Origin of the sequence: Streptomyces sp. WZ-12, assembly GCF_028898845.1 — a bacterium.
Classification (GTDB): Bacteria; Actinomycetota; Actinomycetes; order Streptomycetales; family Streptomycetaceae; genus Streptomyces.
This window is the reverse complement of sequence record NZ_CP118574.1, coordinates 8,807,473-8,824,328: the sequence shown is the minus strand read 5'-3', so window position 1 is coordinate 8,824,328 and position 16,856 is coordinate 8,807,473. Positions and strand designations below refer to the sequence as shown.

The 16,856-nt window shown below is 71.1% G+C and carries 15 protein-coding genes; 4 read left to right on the top strand and 11 right to left on the bottom strand.

What is annotated here, in order from left to right:
* Positions 1-36: 36 nt before the first annotated feature.
* Entirely contained in the window at positions 37-951 is a 915-nt protein-coding gene (locus PV796_RS38755; RefSeq protein ID WP_274918520.1) for an SDR family oxidoreductase, read from the top strand.
* A 113-nt stretch (positions 952-1,064) separates the two neighbouring features.
* On the opposite strand, the gene PV796_RS38750 is transcribed toward PV796_RS38755, so the two are convergent.
* From PV796_RS38750 to PV796_RS38720, 7 genes are all read right to left on the bottom strand, one after another.
* A complete protein-coding gene (locus PV796_RS38750; protein WP_274918518.1) occupies positions 1,065-1,646 on the bottom strand; it encodes a GmrSD restriction endonuclease domain-containing protein in 582 nt (193 codons plus the stop codon).
* A gap of 895 nt (positions 1,647-2,541) precedes the next feature.
* Positions 2,542-3,852: a glutamate decarboxylase gene (locus tag PV796_RS38745; RefSeq protein ID WP_446750658.1), complete on the bottom strand. Its 1,311-nt coding sequence runs from the start codon at positions 3,850-3,852 to the stop codon at positions 2,542-2,544.
* 276 nt (positions 3,853-4,128) lie between these two features.
* Positions 4,129-4,521 carry a RidA family protein gene (locus PV796_RS38740; RefSeq protein WP_274918517.1) on the bottom strand — a complete coding sequence of 131 codons (393 nt, stop codon included), beginning with the start codon at positions 4,519-4,521 and terminating at the stop codon, positions 4,129-4,131.
* Positions 4,522-4,813: 292 nt separating this feature from the next.
* Complete coding sequence (locus PV796_RS38735; protein WP_274918515.1) at positions 4,814-6,370, bottom strand: hypothetical protein; 1,557 nt, start codon at positions 6,368-6,370, stop codon at positions 4,814-4,816.
* 279 nt (positions 6,371-6,649) lie between these two features.
* The gene (locus PV796_RS38730) at positions 6,650-7,279 is read right to left on the bottom strand and encodes a LutC/YkgG family protein (protein ID WP_274918514.1); all 630 of its coding nucleotides are present in this window, start codon (positions 7,277-7,279) and stop codon (positions 6,650-6,652) included.
* Complete coding sequence (locus PV796_RS38725; RefSeq protein WP_274918513.1) at positions 7,276-8,715, bottom strand: LutB/LldF family L-lactate oxidation iron-sulfur protein; 1,440 nt, start codon at positions 8,713-8,715, stop codon at positions 7,276-7,278. Before PV796_RS38725 ends, PV796_RS38730 begins: the two co-directional genes overlap by 4 nt.
* Entirely contained in the window at positions 8,712-9,491 is a 780-nt protein-coding gene (locus PV796_RS38720; protein WP_274918511.1) for a (Fe-S)-binding protein, read from the bottom strand. The genes PV796_RS38725 and PV796_RS38720 overlap by 4 nt, the downstream gene beginning before the upstream one ends.
* A gap of 304 nt (positions 9,492-9,795) precedes the next feature.
* On the opposite strand from PV796_RS38720, the gene PV796_RS38715 reads away from it, so the two are divergent.
* Positions 9,796-10,449: a GntR family transcriptional regulator gene (locus tag PV796_RS38715; RefSeq protein WP_274918510.1), complete on the top strand. Its 654-nt coding sequence runs from the start codon at positions 9,796-9,798 to the stop codon at positions 10,447-10,449.
* 432 nt (positions 10,450-10,881) lie between these two features.
* On the opposite strand, the gene PV796_RS38710 is transcribed toward PV796_RS38715, so the two are convergent.
* Positions 10,882-12,264 carry an alpha/beta hydrolase family protein gene (locus tag PV796_RS38710; protein ID WP_274918509.1) on the bottom strand — a complete coding sequence of 461 codons (1,383 nt, stop codon included), beginning with the start codon at positions 12,262-12,264 and terminating at the stop codon, positions 10,882-10,884.
* A 274-nt stretch (positions 12,265-12,538) separates the two neighbouring features.
* On the opposite strand from PV796_RS38710, the gene PV796_RS38705 reads away from it, so the two are divergent.
* Positions 12,539-13,468, top strand: coding sequence for a ketopantoate reductase family protein (locus PV796_RS38705; protein WP_274918507.1), 930 nt, complete (start codon positions 12,539-12,541; stop codon positions 13,466-13,468).
* 164 nt (positions 13,469-13,632) lie between these two features.
* On the opposite strand, the gene PV796_RS38700 is transcribed toward PV796_RS38705, so the two are convergent.
* The 3 genes from PV796_RS38700 to PV796_RS38690 all read right to left on the bottom strand — a co-directional run bounded on the left by PV796_RS38700 (position 13,633) and on the right by PV796_RS38690 (position 15,822).
* Entirely contained in the window at positions 13,633-14,064 is a 432-nt protein-coding gene (locus PV796_RS38700) for a TIGR03668 family PPOX class F420-dependent oxidoreductase (protein WP_274918505.1), read from the bottom strand.
* A 40-nt stretch (positions 14,065-14,104) separates the two neighbouring features.
* On the bottom strand, positions 14,105-14,929 hold the full coding sequence (locus PV796_RS38695; RefSeq protein ID WP_274918504.1) for an LLM class F420-dependent oxidoreductase: 825 nt from the start codon (positions 14,927-14,929) through the stop codon (positions 14,105-14,107).
* 155 nt (positions 14,930-15,084) lie between these two features.
* Positions 15,085-15,822 carry an acetoacetate decarboxylase gene (locus PV796_RS38690; protein ID WP_274918503.1) on the bottom strand — a complete coding sequence of 246 codons (738 nt, stop codon included), beginning with the start codon at positions 15,820-15,822 and terminating at the stop codon, positions 15,085-15,087.
* Between the two features lie 153 nt (positions 15,823-15,975).
* Here PV796_RS38690 and PV796_RS38685 point away from each other — a divergent pair, with 153 nt between their 5' ends.
* Positions 15,976-16,848 carry a 3-hydroxyacyl-CoA dehydrogenase family protein gene (locus tag PV796_RS38685; protein WP_274918502.1) on the top strand — a complete coding sequence of 291 codons (873 nt, stop codon included), beginning with the start codon at positions 15,976-15,978 and terminating at the stop codon, positions 16,846-16,848.
* The last annotated feature ends 8 nt before the right edge of the window (positions 16,849-16,856 follow it).

The window sequence follows — 16,856 nt, the reverse complement described above, 5'->3', positions numbered from 1 at the left end:
GTGCCCCGGGGCGATTGAGCACTAGGAGGTCTTCTCATGCGTGTATTTGTCACCGGCGCTTCCGGCTTCATCGGTTCCGCCGTCGTTCCCGAGCTCATCGGCGCGGGCCACCAGGTCGTCGGGCTCGCGCGTTCGGACGCCTCGGCCGAAGCGTTGAGCGCCGCCGGCGCCGCGGTGCACCGCGGCTCCCTTGAGGATCTCGACAGCCTGCGCGCGGGCGCCGCGGCGGCCGACGGAGTCATCCATCTCGCCTTCATCCACGATTTCTCGCAGCACGAGAACGCCGCGCGCATCGACCTGCGCGCCATCGAGGCGATCGGCGCCGTACTGGAAGGGTCGGACCGACCGCTGGTCATCGCCTCCGGAACGGTCGGCTTGCCCTCGGGGCGCGTGGCGACCGAAGAGGACTTTCCCGTACCGGGTTCCGTCGCGTCGGCACGAGGGGCCGCGGCGCAGACCACCCTCTCCCTCGCCGAGCGCGGTGTCCGCTCCTCGGTGCTACGCCTTCCCCCGTCGGTCCACGACGAGGGGGATCACGGCTTCATCCCGGCACTGATCGGCATCGCCCGCGAAAAGGGTGTCTCCGGGTACATCGGGGACGGCTCCAACCGCTGGTGCACCGTCCACCGACGCGACGCCGCGCGCCTGTTCCGTCTTGCGGTGGAGCAGGCACCGGCGGGGTCGGTGCTGCACGGGATCGCAGAGGAGGGCGTGCCGGTCCGCACGATCGCCGAGCTCATCGGTCGACATCTCGACATCCCGACGGCCTCCGTGGCCCCCGACGACGCGGAACGGCACTTCGGCTGGCTGGGGAGGTTCCTCACGGCCGACGTGCCAACGTCGAGCGACAAGACCCGCACGCTCCTGGGATGGCAGCCGACTCACCCCGAGCTGATAGCCGACCTCGAAAAGGGCCACTACTTCCGGACCAACCACCCCTCTCCGCAGTAGCGGTAGGGGTAGGGGTAGAGGTAGCGAGCGCCTCGGCGGGCCGGCCAGGGCATCGCCTCCCACGCAGCCCGAGCCCCTTGGGGTGCGTGGGAGGCGGATCATGGCGCGGCGCGTCAGTTGGTGCAGGTGTCGAGCATGGAGGACACGGCCTTCTTCTCGGCGTCGGTCGTGGTGAGCTTCCAGATCGACTTGATGTGGGTGTAGTCCTTGGCGTAGGTGCACCAGAAGGCGTGGTTGGTCGGCTTCCAGTCAGCCGGACCGCTGTCGCTCTTGGAGCTGTTGGAGGACTCCGAGGCAATCAGTAGCTGGGGGTCCTTCAAGTCGTTGCCGAACGCCTTGCGTTGGTCGGCGGTCCAGCCGTCGGCGCCGGAGCGCCAGGCTTCGGCGAGCGGGACCATGTGGTCGATGGTGGCCTGGGCGACGTTGGTGACGGTGGCGTCGTCGTACGCGGAGTACCACGAGCCGCTCGACGGCTGGCAGCTACCGGGCTTGTCCTGGACGTCCTTGCCGTCGCGGGCGAGGACCTCTTGGCGGGTGGTGCAGCCGTCGGGCTGCTTGGCCCATATGGAGAACTTGTCGCGGGCGTAGCCGTCCATGGAGTGCGGGGCGGCCACCTTCAGGGCGGCCAATTCTGCGCGGATCGTCGACGTCGACGGCGGGGCCGGCGGATCAGCCAGCGCCGGAGCGGCGGTCACACCGACAATGATCACGGCAGCGGCCGACAGACCCAGAGCAGCGCGGGGCATCAACGTCTCCTGAAATGTGGGGGGTTGGAGAGACACCCTTCGAGGAAAGCGCAGCGCCCACACCCGGCGCTACGCGCGTTGAATGGACATGACAACATCTTTCCCTTTCCATTACCTTCCCTTGAACAACCGGACCGGCGTAGCGGGCGAGTCTCGGCCACCCCAACTCGCCGTGCGGCAGAGACCGTTGAGTAACCCCGAAGGCCCTCGCAACAATCCCCTCGATGAACCAACACCATCGGAAAATTACGAACACTCCGGATAATCGACACAGTGAAAGGAGTGGCACCGAGCGGCCAACTACCGCATCGACAGAAGCTCTTCCGGTGGCAGTTCCATGCCGAAGCCTGCGGCCGGATGGCACCGCGCCTGGCCACGCTCCGGGGACGGCGACGGCGATGGGGACGGGGACGGGGACGGGCGGTCAGATGGGCGTCCTGGCGCGGGCGGGTGGCCTGCTCACCTGAGGGGCACCGACACCCGACCGCTGCCTCCGAGCTCCACCTCCACACCCTGTGCCTCAAGGCCCTGCGCACGGCCAATACGGTTCGCGACCCCCTCCATCACCAGAGACCACCAGAGGCCAAGGGATCACCAGTCATCACCAAGCCGCCATCGAAGCAAGTTCACGTTCCGCGGAGGCACCATTTCCATGGAGGCGCGATTTCCGTCGAGGCACGATTTCCGTGGAGGCACGGTCGATTGGAGGCACGGTCGATTGCGTGAAGTTCGATCTCTAGGAGTCGCGAGCACGGGCGCGAGCCGGACGTTGATCACTGATCGGCCGCGGACCGGCGAAGTGAGCGCCCAGGGTCTCAGCACGCACGTGGGCGAACCGCCAGGATCAACGGCCGGGTCGTCCGCCGCGCAGGGCCGTCACGGCGTCAGCCAGGTCGGCGGTGAGACGCCTGGCCAGGGCGGGCGAGAAGTCGCGGCGGATGACCAGGCGGGCGACGGTGAGGTCAGTGCGGTTCGGCGGCAGGGTGTAGGCGGGAACGAGCCAGCCGCGTCGGCTCAGTTGGTCGGTGACCTCCGCCACGGTGAACGGGGCGTCGTCCCGCGTGGTGAAGGCGACCACCGGCAGTTGGGTGCCGCGGGTGACCGCGCGCAGGCCGTCGAGTTCGTCGATGCCGTCGGCAAGGAGGCCCGCGAGAGCGCGGCAGTGCTGCATGATCTCGCGGTAGCCCTCCTGGCCCAGCCGCAGGAACTGGTAGTACTGCACGGCGATTTGGGCCGCGGGCTGGGTGAAGGTGAGGGTCTGGCTGGCCATGGCCCCGCCGGTGTAGTCGACCTCGAAGCCCAGCGCCGCGGGGACGGCCGCGGCGTCGCGCCAGACCAGCCAGCCCAGCCCCGGGTAGACCAGCCCGTACTTGTGGCCGGAGGTGTTGATCGACATCACTCGGGGCAGCCGGAAGTCCCACAGCAACTGCGGTTCCAGGAACGGCGCCACCATGCCGCCGGAGGCCGCGTCCACGTGCACCGGCACCGCGATGCCGTCCCGCTCTTCCCGCACGTCCAGTGCCTCGCACACCTCCCGCACCGGTTCGTAGGCGCCGTCGAAGGTGGTGCCGAGCACGGTGACGACGCCGATGGTGTTCTCGTCGCAGAGGTCCGCCGCGGCCTGCGGGTCGATGACGAACCGGTCGCCCTCCAGCGGCACCTTCCGGGCCTCCACGTCCCAGTAGGCGCAGAACTTCGTCCAGCAGACATGGACCGCGGTCCCCATCACCAGGTTCGGCCGGGCGCCTCGCGTGCCACGGCGGGCCCGCCACTGCATCAGCATCGCCAGGCCCGCCAGCATGCACGCCTCGCTGGACCCACCGGTCGCCACGCCGGGTGCCGCGTCCGCATCGGGCGCGTGCCACAGGTCGGCGAGCGCGGCGATGCAGCGCCGTGACAACTCGGCCGTGCGCAGCGGCTTCACCCCATCGACGGTGTTGCGGTTGGCGTACTCGGCCATCAACGCGTCGGCCTCCGGCTCCATCCACGTGGTGATGAACGTCGCCATGTTCAACTGCGGGTCCACGTCCGGCCGTAGCTCGTCCCGCACCGCACGACCGGCTTCGGCTGCCGACATCGGCTCCTTCGCCAGACGGCCGCCCGAGAGCTCTCCCAGCGCGGCAGCAGAGGGGAGCGACGACAGACGATCAAGCACGGCGGTGCCTCCTACACAGGAACACAGAAACACAGAAACAACAGACGTGGACACGAGGGACGGAGATCGGGATGGGGATGGGGGGTGGAGGGGTTCGGTGCGGACGGCTGCCCGGGTGGTCCCGAGGAGGCCCGTTCCGAGGTCGGGCTGAGGCTGACCCCGGACGGGCGGGACCGGTGGAGGCTCCATCCGCATTTCGCCCGCCGATTACCGGAGGCGCGCGATGCAGGGATGAACAAAACCGTCAAAGCGCACCTTGGTGGCACAAACCGCTCGTCAGGCGGCACTTCGGCGCGCGGTCACCTCGATCTCGATCTTCATGCGGGGGTCGGCGAGGCCGCACACCTGCATCGTGGCGGCCGGCTGCACCGGGCCGAAGTGGCGGCGGAGCACCGGCCAGCAGGGCTCGAAGTCCTCGCGTTCGGGGAGCAGGTAGCGCACCCGCACCACGTCGGCGAGGGTGCCGCCGGCCTCCGTCAGTGCGGCCTCGATGTTGCGCAGGCACTGCTCGGCCTGCGTCACCACGTCGCCGGAGATGGTCATCGTGGTGTAGTCGAAGCCGGTCGTCCCGGACACGTGCACCCAGTCTCCGTCGACCACGGCGCGGGCGTAGCCGATCCGTTCCTCGAAGGTCGAGCCGCTGAGGATCGCACGTCGTCGCTCTGTCATGTGCCAAACCGTAGTGGGACCCGCCGACGGTGCCGCGGGCGACCCCACTCATGCGGGTTGAGCCTGCCGGACGTGACTGGCTGGCCGGCCGCTTCGGCGACGTCCCTTTGGGGGGCGAGGGTTCGGGGAGTTGGGGAGTTGGGGATTCGGAGAGAGCGCTGCCCCTGGGGCACGGCGACGCCGAGGTGCATCGAGGCATATCGAGGCACATCGGCATAGAGGTACATCGAGGTATGCCAAACCCCCGCCGGAAGTCCGATCCGCGGGGGTTTGGGAGGTGTTCAGCGTGTGGTCAGGGGCGCTTCGCGGGTGTGCGGACCGCGCCCTCGCCGCCGGCGAGTTTCCATTCGTGGTTGAGGGGGCCGAGGGGGATGCTGCGCTCGAAGAGAGGGGTGCCGAAGATGTTCAGGTGGGCCCAGAGGTCGCCGGAGAGGTCGACGCCACCATAGGCCGCCCACTTTCCGACGAGGGAGCCGGTGCCGTTCGATGATCCGGTGGCCGTGCCCGTGACCTCGGCGCGCAGGTAGGGGGCGAGTTTGCCGGTGACGCCGACGGTGCCGTAGAGGCCGACGCTGGCTTCTGCGCCGAGGGCGGCCTTGACGTGTCCGGCGGCCGTTGCGGTGGCCGTCAGCGGGGTGCCGTGCATGTCGGCCTGGGCGACGGGGGCCCAGCCCTTGGCGCGGCTGTAGGAGCCGCCGACCTGGAAGTGGCCCTTGATGTCCTGTTTGACGTCGACGCTTGCCTTGCCGTCGGCGTCGATCTGGAGGTAGCAGGTGAGGTCGAGGTTGACCACGACCGGGACGACGCCGCCGATCCAGACGACGGGGTCACTGTGGAGCTTGGCGAACGGCAGTCGGATGGTTTTGCCGCCGGTTGCCTGGCCCTTGAGTTCCCACTGTGAGGCCCAGTTGCCGGTCAGGCCCACGGATGCGGTGCCGGGGGTACCGGTGGTGGTGCCCTTGCCGTCGTAGGAGAAGTCGACTTCGGGCTTGAGTTGGACGAAGCCGGAGGCGGAGGCGTCGGCGGTGCCCGCGGACGTCTGGACGGTGGGCAGGGCGGCGCTCACGTCGAGGCGCAGGTCGCCCAGCGGCAGGTGGGCGCCTTCGGGCCCGAAGCGCACCGTGCCGGTCTTCGCCCAGGAGACCCGCACGTGCGGGGCGATGGGTTCGACCTTCATGGTCGAGGGGTCGACGGGTATCCGGCCCTTGGCGGTGGAGCCGCCGAGCAGGGCGCCGAGCGTGGCCGGTGTGGTCTTGACCTCCGTGCCCTGCTCGGTCTTGCCCACCACCTCGGTGACCTTGGCCAACGCACCGCGCGGCGCGCCGGGAACGGGGGCGCTGGCGAAGACGTCACCGACCGCAACCGGCGCCGGGGGCTTGGAAGGTGAGGGCTTCGGGGTCGAGGGCTTGGTGGTCGGGGCCTTCCCTTGGTCCTTCCCGTGGCCCTCGTCCCGGTTTCCGTGCCCGTTCCCGGTTTCGTCGGTGCCCTTCGACGGGGTGCCGTGAGCCGGCCCGGCGATCACGGCGCGCCCGCTCTTCGCGTCGAAGCTGACGATCTTCAGCGACGACTTGGCCGCCGGTCGGCCACCCCTGCCCGGCTTCGCCACGGCACTGGGTGCGCCCGAACCGGTGGGCGCCGCCGCGTCGGTGGGCGCCGCCGCGTCGGTGGGCGCCGCCGCCACCGCGAGCGGCGAATCGGCGTCCGCGCTCTCGGCGGTGACCGACGAGTCCCTGCCGTCGCCCTTTCCGGCCGCTGAGGTGTCGGACGACCCCTGCGAACACCCGGTGATGACGAGCAGGGACGTGGCGGCGAGGGCCGGCAAAACGGCACGTCTGATGGTCTTGAGCACAGTTGGCCCCTCGGGAGCATGGTGTGGGGGAGGCCGGAGGAAGGCGACACTCCGGCCACGCGATCACTCGCGGGATAGTTGGCATGATCGTGGCACAACTCGTCTGCACACAAGATCAGTTAGCCGGCCAAATCACGATGATCTTGGTCACATCGGCGATGAGGGGAAACGCTCCGATCCGCCCCGGACGGCACCGCGGCCGAGGTTCCGCACGGCGCCCGGCGCAAGCGAGCTCCCCCGCCCGTGCCGGACACCGCAACCGCACAGCACCGCACCGCGTCACGGCACGAGGAGCACCGTCAACCGCCGTGGACCATGGACGCCTTGGACCCGGATCATCTCGATGTCGGCGGTGGCGGAGGGGCCGCTGATCCAGGTCAGGGGGCGGGACGCGTCGAGGCGACCGATCGCCTCGGGCATCGCGGAGTGCACCTGGGACTCGCGGACGACGCAGACGTGGAGGTCGGGCAGCAGGGTGGGGGCGCGCCTGCCCTGCCCGGGGCCGCCGTCCAGGACGAGGGTGCCGGACTCGGCGATGGCGGCCGCGCAGGTGGTCACCACCGCGTCGGTGGCGTCGAGTTCGGCGGGTGTGAGGGGTGGGGCGTCGCGGCGGACGAGGCCGTACCACTGGGCGAGCCAGGCGTCGGGCAGTCCGGCGGGGGCGACGGCGGAGCGCGCCGCCGCCAGGGCGTGGGCCACGGCCACCGACAGGTCCGCGTCGGCGACGCGGCGCACCTCCGCCCCGTATTCCGTGAGCCGCTCGATCAGCAGCGCGAGGACGCCGTCCTGGTCCCCGGGCGCCACCGTGGGAGCGTGGCGCAGATAGGAGCGGGGGGTGGGGGTGGGGTCTCGGGGCAGGTCGGCGGTGGCCTGGCGGATACGGCGCAATACGGTCTCGCGCGAGCTCACTTGGTGCCTCCTTCGGTCCGCTTCCACCAACTGCGGAAGGACTCCTTGGGGATGTCGGGCAGGGCGCGGCTGTCGGTCCAACCGTGCAGCGGTCCGGGCAGGTTCATGTCCTTGGGCAGCAGGCGGCCCGCGGTGCCCGCGGCCTTGACGGCGGCGTTCCACAGCGGGCCGCGGTCCATGACGCCCTCGACGGCCTTCAGGGCGACCTTCTCCGCGCGGTGCTTGACCTTGGCATCGCCCTCGGCGACGTCGTGGCGCAGCTTGAGGAGGACGTCGGTGAACCGGATCTTGACCGGGCAGACCTCGTTGCAGGCGCCGCACAGCGAGGAGGCGTACGGGAGGGAGGCGGTCTGCGGGTCGTCCGCGCCCTTGAGCAGGGGGTTGAGGATCGCGCCGATCGGACCCGGGTACACCGAGCCGTAGGTTTGGCCGCCGGTGCGCTCGTAGACGGGGCAGATGTTCATGCAGGCGCCGCAGCGGATGCAGCGCAGCGCCTGGCGGCCGACCGGGTCGGCGAGCGCGCGGGTGCGGCCGTTGTCGACGAGCACCAGGTGGAAGGCGCGCGGGCCGTCGCCGTCGGTGACGCCGGTCCAGGTGCTGGTGTAGGGGGCCATCCGCTCGCCGGTGGCGCTGCGGGCCAGGAGTTGGAGGTAGACCTCCAGGTCCTGCCAGGTGGGGACGGTCTTCTCGATGCCGACGACGGAGATCAGGGTGTCGGCGAGGGTGAGGCACATCCGGCCGTTGCCCTCGGATTCGACGATGCACAGGGTGCCGGTCTCGGCGACCATGAAGTTCGCGCCGGAGACGGCGACCTTGGCCTTGAGGAACTTCTCGCGCATGTGCAGCCGGGCGGCCTCGGCGAGTTCCTCGGGTTCGTCGGTGAGGTCCTCGGGGGCGGGTCGGCCGTGCTTCCCCATCTCGCGCGCGAAGATGTCGCGGATCTCGCTGCGGTTGCGGTGCAGCGCCGGGACCACGACGTGGGACGGCAGGTCGTCGCCGAGTTGCACGATGGTCGCGGCGAGGTCGGTCTCACGGGCGCTGATCCCGGCCGCCTCCAGCGCGCCGTCGAGCCCGATCTCCTCCGTCAGCATCGACTTGACCTTGACGATCTCACTCTCGCCGGTGTCCCGGACGAGGCCGGTGACGATGCGGTTGGCCTCGTCGGCGTCGGCGGCCCAGTGGACGGTCCCGCCGGCCGCGGTGACCTTCTCCTCGATCTGCTCCAGGTACGTGTCGAGGTGGGCGAGCACGTCGTCCTTGAGCGCGGCCGCGGTGTCCCGCAAGTCCTGCCAGTCCGGGCGCTCTTCGACCAGTGCGGCGCGTTTGGTGCGGATGGTGTGGGTGGCGCGGCGCACGTTCGCGCGCAACTGTTCGTCGGCGGTGGCGGTCTCGGCGGCCTTGGGGAAGGTGGGCCAGCCCATGAAGGTCTTGCTCAACGCAGTGCTCCGTTCCGCGCGACCGGGACGTCCGCGAGCGGACCGTCGGCCTCGGTGCGGGCCAGGATCTCGACCAGGTGCATGGTGCGGACGGCGTGGCCGTCCTTGGTGAGCCGGCCGCCGATGTTCATCAGGCACGAGTTGTCGACCGCGGCCAGGACGTGGGCCCCGGTCTCCAGCACGTGCCGGGCCTTGTCGCCGTTCATAGCCCCGGAGACGGCCCCGTTCTTGACCGAGAAGGTGCCGCCGAACCCGCAGCACTCCTCCTGTGCGGGCAGTTCGACGAAGTCGATGCCCCCGACGGCACGCAGCAGGCGGTACGGGCGGTCGCCCAGTCCCCTCGCCCGCAGGCTGTGGCAGGTGGGGTGGTAGGTGACGCGGTGCGGGAAGTGGGCGCCCACGTCCTCCACGCCGAGGGTGTCGGTGAGGTACTGCGTCAACTCGTGGACGCGCGGGGCGATTTCGCGCACGTCGCGGAGCAGTCCGGCGTCCCCGGCGGCCTCGGCCGCGCTCTCGTACGCCTCGGAGGGGAGCCCGCCGCAGGAGGCGGAGGGCACGACGATCTCGTCGTACTCGCCGAAGACCTCCACGAAGTGGCGGGCCAGCTTCGCGGTCTCCTTGCGGTAGCCGGTGTTGTAGTGCATCTGCCCGCAACAGCTCTGCTGTTGGGGGAAGTCCACCGCCACGCCGAGCCGCCGCAGGAGGGTCACGGCCGCCTGGCCGGTGCCTGGATAGAGCGTGTCATTGAGACAGGTCACGAAGAGGGCGGTGGGCATCGCGTCTCCTTGTTCAGCGAGGACGGGGAATCGGGCATGGAGAGGGTGGCTTTCGTGGGGTGCGTGGGGTGCGTGGGGTGCGTGGGCCTCCGGAGGTCAAGGCGATCGCGGCTCGACGCTGGCGTTCTCAGGCCGGCCAGCGGCTCCGGCCGGCCCGTGCCCGCCGACCGCCACGGCCGCCACCCCCCTCCCCCGCCAGCGACCCGGCGGGAGCGCGGAGGGGCGGGCGGGCATCACCATGATGGACGTAAGCATAGACGGAAGATTAGGTGGATGCGTGCGGCGAGGGGGCACAATGGGTGCCATGACACCGTCGAAGCCGACCGCCGACCGCGCATACACCCACGTCAGGGAGCGTCTCCTGGACGGCCGCTACCCGGGCGGCGAGTTGCTCTCCGAACGCGGCGTCGCCACCGAGCTGGGCCTGTCCAACACCCCCGTGCGCGAGGCGTTCCTGCGATTGCAGGCCGAGGGGTTCCTGCGCCTCTACCCCAAGCGCGGCGCGCTGGTCGTCCCCGTGACGCCCGGCGAGGCGCACGCCGTCCTCCAGGCACGGCTGCTGATGGAGCTCTTCGCGCTGGACGCGCTGGCGGCGCGCGGGCCGGAGGCGATGCGCGCGGCCGCCGAGGCACTGCCGCAGGCCGGGGACGACGCCTCGCCCAAGCGGGCGCTGGACGTCGCCCGCGCCTTCCACACCCAGCTCGTGCAGGCCGGCGGCAACCCCGTCCTGGCCCGGCTCTACGAGACCCTCTGGGACCAGCAGATCCGCATCGCGGCCGCCTCGACCGCGGGCCCCGGCCACGCCGCCGACGACCTCGGCGAGCACACCGCCATCACCGAGGCCATCCGCCGGGGCGACGGCCCCACCGCCCGCGAGCTGCTCACCCGCCACGTCTCGGCGGTCCTCCAACGCATCGGCCTCGCGGGCGGCTCGGCCCTGCTGCCCCCTGTGGCGTGATCCGCCGCCGGACACCGGGAGACGGCCGGCGTCCTCGCCGAGGAACTCGCGCGCATGGCACCCAACGGGCGGCGCCTCCTCCATGACGCGCTCCCGGTACTGGAGGACCTGACCGAGTCGCCACGCGGCCGCTCCGCGCCGAACTGCCCACCCGGTACCGCGAGAACGCCCTCCCCCTCACCGGCCCGCACACCGTAGCTGCCACAGAGGTCACCACGGACACGGAAACGTGAAGCGTGCCGGCCACCGGCACCACGAACACCACGGGCACAACGTGAGCTTCTCGGCCGTCGGACACGGGTGGGGAGGGTGAGTACGACACCGCAGGCGACGGCCAGAGGAACGCCGAACCATCCCGACGGCCAAGTCTCTTATCAGGAGCTGGTGTTGGACACCCATCCCGTGCCCGACGCCAAACCCCAGGTGCGTCACCTACAGTGCCGCCAGACCCCAGAACAGTGCCCAGGGTACGAACACCGCACTGGCGAGGACCAGTAGCCCGAGGCGGGCGCCGGTCCGGCCTGGGACGGATGCCCTGACTCGCCACCAGCTCACCACTGTTGCCACGGCCGCCAGTACCGTCCCGGCCGCCAGCAACTGCAGGACGAGCCAGAACACCGGACGGTGGCCGAGCACCGGCCCGGGCGTCAACGTCATCGTCACGAAGGCGAGGTAGCCCAGGAAGCCGAGCAAGGTGGCCAGCCCCGTCGCGGCCAGCCAGCGCGGTGCCCGGCCCGCCCCGGGAGCACAGGGGCGCCTGCGCAGGCGGCGCACCCACTCCTTCAGCAGATGCGCGGCGAACGAGACGACCATGAGGGCGAATGCGGCGGCCTGCGCTGCCGGTCCCTCGTGGTGGGGTAGCGGAACCAGGGCATGGCTTCGCCTCGCCTGGTGCGGCAGGGCGTCGTTGGTCCGGTGTCCGCGTCCCGCGACCCAGGAGGCCATGGTTTCGACGTAGCCGGGCACCACGTGCTCGCCCCGTTGGAACCCGTCGGAGGAGGTACGCAGTTTGTGATCGGCGTGCGGGAAGAAGCGAAGAGTCACATCGGTGTTGCCGCCGTCCCTCAGCGCCTTCCCGATGGCGACGGCGCTCTCCGCCGGGGGCGACTGCTGATCGTCACCCCACAGGGCGAGAACCGGCTGGTGCACGCGCCGCAGCGCCGGCAGCGGATCGTAGTCCGCCTCGGGGAGCAGGCCGGCGTCCGTGAGGAACCGCGTGCCGGTGACGGGTACCGTCCGCAGCAGCGATCCCGCGACGCCTTCGTGCCAGAGCCTGTTCTCCAGAGACCACGCCGATTGCCGGGCCGGGGACACCCCGGATGCGCCGACCAGTACCACGTACGAGACCTGCGCCGAGCGCGCGGCCGCGAGGGGAACGACCCAGCCGCCCTCGCTGAACCCCCAGAGCCCGACCCTGCGGGGATCCACATCGGCGCGCCCGCGCAGCACCCGGACACCCGCCAGGGCGTCGTCAGCGAGTTGGGGGTAGGACCGCTGGGTCAGCGAGTATCCCGCGGTGCGTTTGTCGTAGCTGAGGACCACGAACCCGGACCGTGCCATGGCCTGCGCCTCGACCCGGTACTTCGCCCGCGTCTCCGGACCCGAACCGTGCACCAGCACGATCCCGGGCCGCCGCCGCCGTGCCGTCCCCGCGGGTGCCGTGACCGTGCCGTGCAGTGTCACTTCCCCGCTGCGGAACTCCACGCCCTGCTCGGTGTCCTGCCCCGCCCGAGCAGGACCCGCCGCGGCCGTCCCGCTCGCCGCCGCCACAACTGCCAGCGCAGCGACCAGACACCTCGCCCACCAGACCCGCATGCCACCCGCCCCCTGACCTTCCAGCCCGCCCCGGTCCGAGCGCCTCGGCCGGTCACTCCTCACCGACCTTGCTGCACAGAGCGGCAACAGCCCATCCCGCAGGCCCTCCAGGCGTGAGGGGGGTAGCACCACCACCCACCCCGGCCTCCTGCGCCCGTGATCAAGCTCACCACACTCGGTGGCGCGCGGCTCCGACGGGAGCACGGTCCGCGGGTAGCCTCCACGGCAACCCGTACCGGGCGGGCACCCGCCGCCCGTAGGAAGGAGCACCAGCGTGCGTATCGCGGTTCTCGGCGCCGGCGGCGTCGGCGGCTACTTCGGCGCCCGTCTCGCGGCAGCGGGCGCCGACGTCACCTTCGTCGCGCGCGGCCGGCATCTCGAAGCCATCCGGCGCGACGGGCTGTTGGTCCGCAGCTCGTTGGGGGACGTCCGCACCGCGCCGGACCGGGTGGTGGGCGGCGTCGACGAACTCGGGCCCACGGATCTGGTCCTGGTCGCCGTCAAGCTGTGGGACACCGAGGAGGTGGCCAAGCAGCTCGCGCCCCTGGTCGCCCGGGGGACGGCCGTGCTGTCCCTGCAGAACGGGGTGCAGAAGGACACCGTGCTGCGGCGTCATCTCCCCGAGCGGGACATCGTCGGCGGCGCCTGTTTCATCGCCGCCCACATCGAGGAGCCCGGCGTCGTCGCGCACACCGGCACGCTCCAGAAGATGGTGTTCGGCCCCTACCACTCCGAACGGCGGCCCCTGGCGGAGGAGTTGCTCGCCGCCTGTCGTGCCGCCGGTATCGAGGCCGAGATCAGCGACGACATCGCTCGGGTGATCTGGCAGAAGTTCGTGTTCCTCGTCGGCCTCTCCGCCACCACGGCGGCCGTGCGCCGGCCGATCGGCGTCATTCGGGACGATCCGCGCACCCGGGCCCTGCTCCGTGACGTCATGGCCGAGACGGTGGCGGTGGCCCGGGCGTCGGGCGTGGCGCTGGACGAGGGGTTCGTCGACGACCGGCTGGCCTTCATCGACACCCTGCCCGCGGGCATGACCGCCTCCATGCACCACGACCTGGAGAGCGGCAACCGCCTGGAACTTCCCTGGCTCAGCGGTGGAGTTGCCGACATGGCCGCCGAACTGGGCATCGCGGCGCCCCGCAACCAGACCATCGCCGATGTGCTCGCTCCCCACGCGCTCGGGACGACGCCGCGGGGCTGAGGCACCGGGCCCGCCCTCAAGTGGTCTGGTTCCTGGCGGGGTTGAGGCGGCTGGAGCGCAGGAGCTCGGGCAGGCTCGGGCCGCCGCGCAGTCAGCAGAGCGCGATTGACGCATGCCCATGGCAGCCCGTGGCGCGGTTGCTTGCCAGCCCGTGGCCCGGTTGCTCAGGTGGCGTGCCAGCCGGACCAACGGGTCACCGCCACCTCCACGACGGGGCCCTCCGGCAGGCGTTCCGCGTACTGCGTGCGGTACTTCGCCGTCAGGAACCGCACGTGGCCGGCGGAGCGCTCCGCGTCGGCGGCCGGTGGCAGCACGGTGGCCGTGCCGTCGGCCCGTGCCCACCACAGGTGGTCCCAGTCCTCGTCGTAGTCGTCGACGAGGAGGGAGACCGCGGGGTTGGTGCGGATGTTGGCCAGGCGCTTGAGCGCGCTGGTGCGCTTGGGTTTGTGGTCGACAGCGAAGGCGAGGGTGTCGCCGGTGAGGGCGAACACCACCGGCACCAGGTGTGGGCGGCCCCCGGCGTCGACGGTGGCGAGGCGGGCGACGCGGGAGTGCGCGAAGCACTCCCGTGCCCGCTCGGGCGTCATCGTCGGCACGGCCGCCCCGTCCGCTCCCCCCGCCACTCCCCCGTCCGGCTCACCGGAAGCGTCCGGCGACCTCGGCGAACCGGTCGAGGTGTCCCAGTGTCTCCGGTTCCGGGACCGTCGGCAGGTAGAACAGCAGGCGCTCGACGTCGAGTTGGGCGTAGCGCTCGATGATGTCGGGGTCCGAGGGGACCGCGTAGACGGTCACCGGCACGTCGCGGCCCGCGGTGCCGCGCAACCGCTCGATCTGCGGCCCCAGTTGGTCGGGCGAGGTGCTGTTGGCCAGCCAGGCGTCGCCGAGGGCGGCCACCCTGGGGAAGGCGCCCTCGCCGCCTCCCACGTAGATGGGTGGGTGGGGCCGTTGGACCGGCTTCGGCCAGGAGTAGACGGGGTCGAAGTCGACGAACTCCCCGTGGAATTCGGCCTTCTCCTGTGTCCACAGTTCCCGGATGGCCTGCAGTCGTTCGTCGACCAGGTGGCCGCGGGTGCGGGGGTCGGTGCCGTGGTTGGCCATCTCCTCGCGGTTCCAGCCGATGCCGACGCCGAAGATCGCCCGCCCGCCGGAGATCAGGTCCAGGGAGGCCACTTCCTTGGCGGTGGTGATCGGGTCCCGCTGGACCACCAGCGCGATGCCGGTGCCCAACAGGAGTCGCTCGGTGACCGCGGCGACCGCGGCGAGCGCCACGAACGGGTCGAGGGTGCGGTAGTAGATCTCGGGGAGCTCGCCGCCGCCCGGGTACGGGGTGCGACGCTCCACGGGGATGTGGGTGTGCTCGGCGATGAACAGCGAGTCCAGTCCCCGCTCTTCCAGGGCGGGCCCCAACGCGGTCGGCGCGATCCCCTGGTCGGTGAAGAAGGTCGAGACACCGAACTTCACAGCGGCTCCTTCGGTTTGCTGGTCCTCGGGGCGCGGTGCGCGGCCCCTGGCGAGGTACCCAGCCCGGCCCCGGGCCAACAGTCCGCCCCGCCAACCGGGCGATCGACGGGGAGGGGTGAGGAGCGGCGCGGTGCCCCGTTGGTGAGGCCGTGCGGTCAGTCCGTGAGGTAGTCGTGGACGGGGTGTACGGGGGCGAGGGTGAGGTCGGCGAGGAGGTGGCTGGCCGAGACGACCTCCAGGACGGGCAGGTCGGCCAGGGGCGCCATGACGTGGGCGTTGAGTTGGAGGCGGGCGGGGCCGGTCCAGGCGCCCTTGACGGTGATGTCGGTGATCTCGGTGCGGACCAGGTCGCAGACCTGCAGCGCGCCGGTGTAGTCGGGGACGATCTTGACGGCGTAGGTGGGCACGGTGATCTGTTCGCGGGCCTGCGCCGGGTCGAGGGGCTCCCACTTGTACGGCATGGTCGCGGTGGCCACGCGCTGGCTGCCGTAGTCCAGGGTGCCGACGAGGGCGCCGTGTTCGACGAAGAGGGCGGGGCTGCCGGTGGTCTTGGGGTAGGCACTGAGCTCCCGGCCGGCGGCGGTGGCGCCGAAGTTGTCCAGGTGCATGGCGTGCAGGTATGCGCCGCGCTCGGCGCCGTGACGGACGGGGATGACCTGTCCGCACTCCAGGTAGGGGCCGAAGCCCTCGACGTCGCCCATCTTCATGACCTCGAAGCGGACCAGCGGTTCGTCGATCTCCAGCGGTTCGGGTACCACGGCGCGCAGCGCGTCGGGGTCGGTGCGGTAGACGACGTTGAGGTATTCGCGGTCCGTGAAGCGGGTGGCGCGGGGCGGGTAAACGGGCGTGGTCAGCGGGGTGCCGAGGTGGCGGCGGACGTCTGCGGAGCGCATCGGGATTCTCCTGGGATCGGAGGCGGGGTGGGCCGCCAGTTTGCATACACCATGTATCGGATACATTGTGTATCCGATGGCTGGTTGTCGCAAACCCCGTGGCGGCCCGCCCGGGAACGGCGCCGTCAGCGCCACCGCACAGGAGGAAAAGCCATGTCGTTCACGCTTCCCACGGACATCCACCGGCGACCGGTCGCCGTCATCGGCGCGGGCACGCTGGGCCGGCGCATCGCCTTGATGTTCGCCACCCGCGGCGGTCAGGTCCGCGTCTACGACCCGTCGGCGGAGGCCGGGCAGGCGGCCCGGGAGTACGTCGCGCGGCACGTGGCCGCCACCGCCGCCGGCGTCGAGGGCGGCGAGCCGGGCACGGCGAGCGCCACCGTGGATCTGGCCGCGGCCCTGGCCGGTGCCTGGCTGGTGGTCGAGGCGGTGCCCGAGCGCCTGGAGCTGAAGAAGCAGATGTTCGCGGAGCTGGATGCGCTCGCGGACGCCGATGCGATCCTGGCGAGCAACTCCTCGTCGTACCCGACCAGTCAGTTCACGGACCGGGTGACCCGCCCCGAGCGCGTGCTGAACATGCACTTCTACATGCCGCCCCGGCAGCCTGCGGTGGACCTGATGTCCAGCGGCCACACGGACCGGGCGGTGCTGGACCTGCTCCTGGCGGAACTGCCGCACTACGGCGTCCTCCCCTTCGAGGCGCGCCGCGAGAGCACCGGCTTCATCTTCAACCGCATCTGGGCGGCCATCAAGCGCGAGTCCCTGTCCGTCGTCGCCGAGGGGGTGTCCACGCCCCAGGACGTGGACGCGATGTGGCGGATCAACACCGGTCTGTCCGCGGGCCCGTTCCGGGCGATGGACCAGGTCGGTCTGGACGTCGTGCTGGACATCGAGAACCACTACGCGGCGGAGAACCCCGCCCTGCCCGTCGGGCCGCGCGAGCTGCTCCGGCAGTACGTGGACGCCGGCCACCTGGGCGTGAAGTCCGGGCGCGGCTTCTACGACGACTACGCTCGGCAGGACTGACCGCGATC

Coding starts and splice junctions, on each gene's coding strand:
- PV796_RS38755 (WP_274918520.1), top strand. CDS start 37: ATGCGTGTATTTGTCACCGGCGCTTCCGGCTTCATCGGTTCCGCCGTC.
- PV796_RS38740 (WP_274918517.1), bottom strand. CDS start 4,521: ATGACAGAGCGACGACGTGCGATCCTCAGCGGCTCGACCTTCGAGGAA.
- PV796_RS38720 (WP_274918511.1), bottom strand. CDS start 9,491: ATGCCCACCGCCCTCTTCGTGACCTGTCTCAATGACACGCTCTATCCA.
- PV796_RS38715 (WP_274918510.1), top strand. CDS start 9,796: ATGACACCGTCGAAGCCGACCGCCGACCGCGCATACACCCACGTCAGG.
- PV796_RS38710 (WP_274918509.1), bottom strand. CDS start 12,264: ATGCGGGTCTGGTGGGCGAGGTGTCTGGTCGCTGCGCTGGCAGTTGTG.
- PV796_RS38690 (WP_274918503.1), bottom strand. CDS start 15,822: ATGCGCTCCGCAGACGTCCGCCGCCACCTCGGCACCCCGCTGACCACG.
- PV796_RS38685 (WP_274918502.1), top strand. CDS start 15,976: ATGTCGTTCACGCTTCCCACGGACATCCACCGGCGACCGGTCGCCGTC.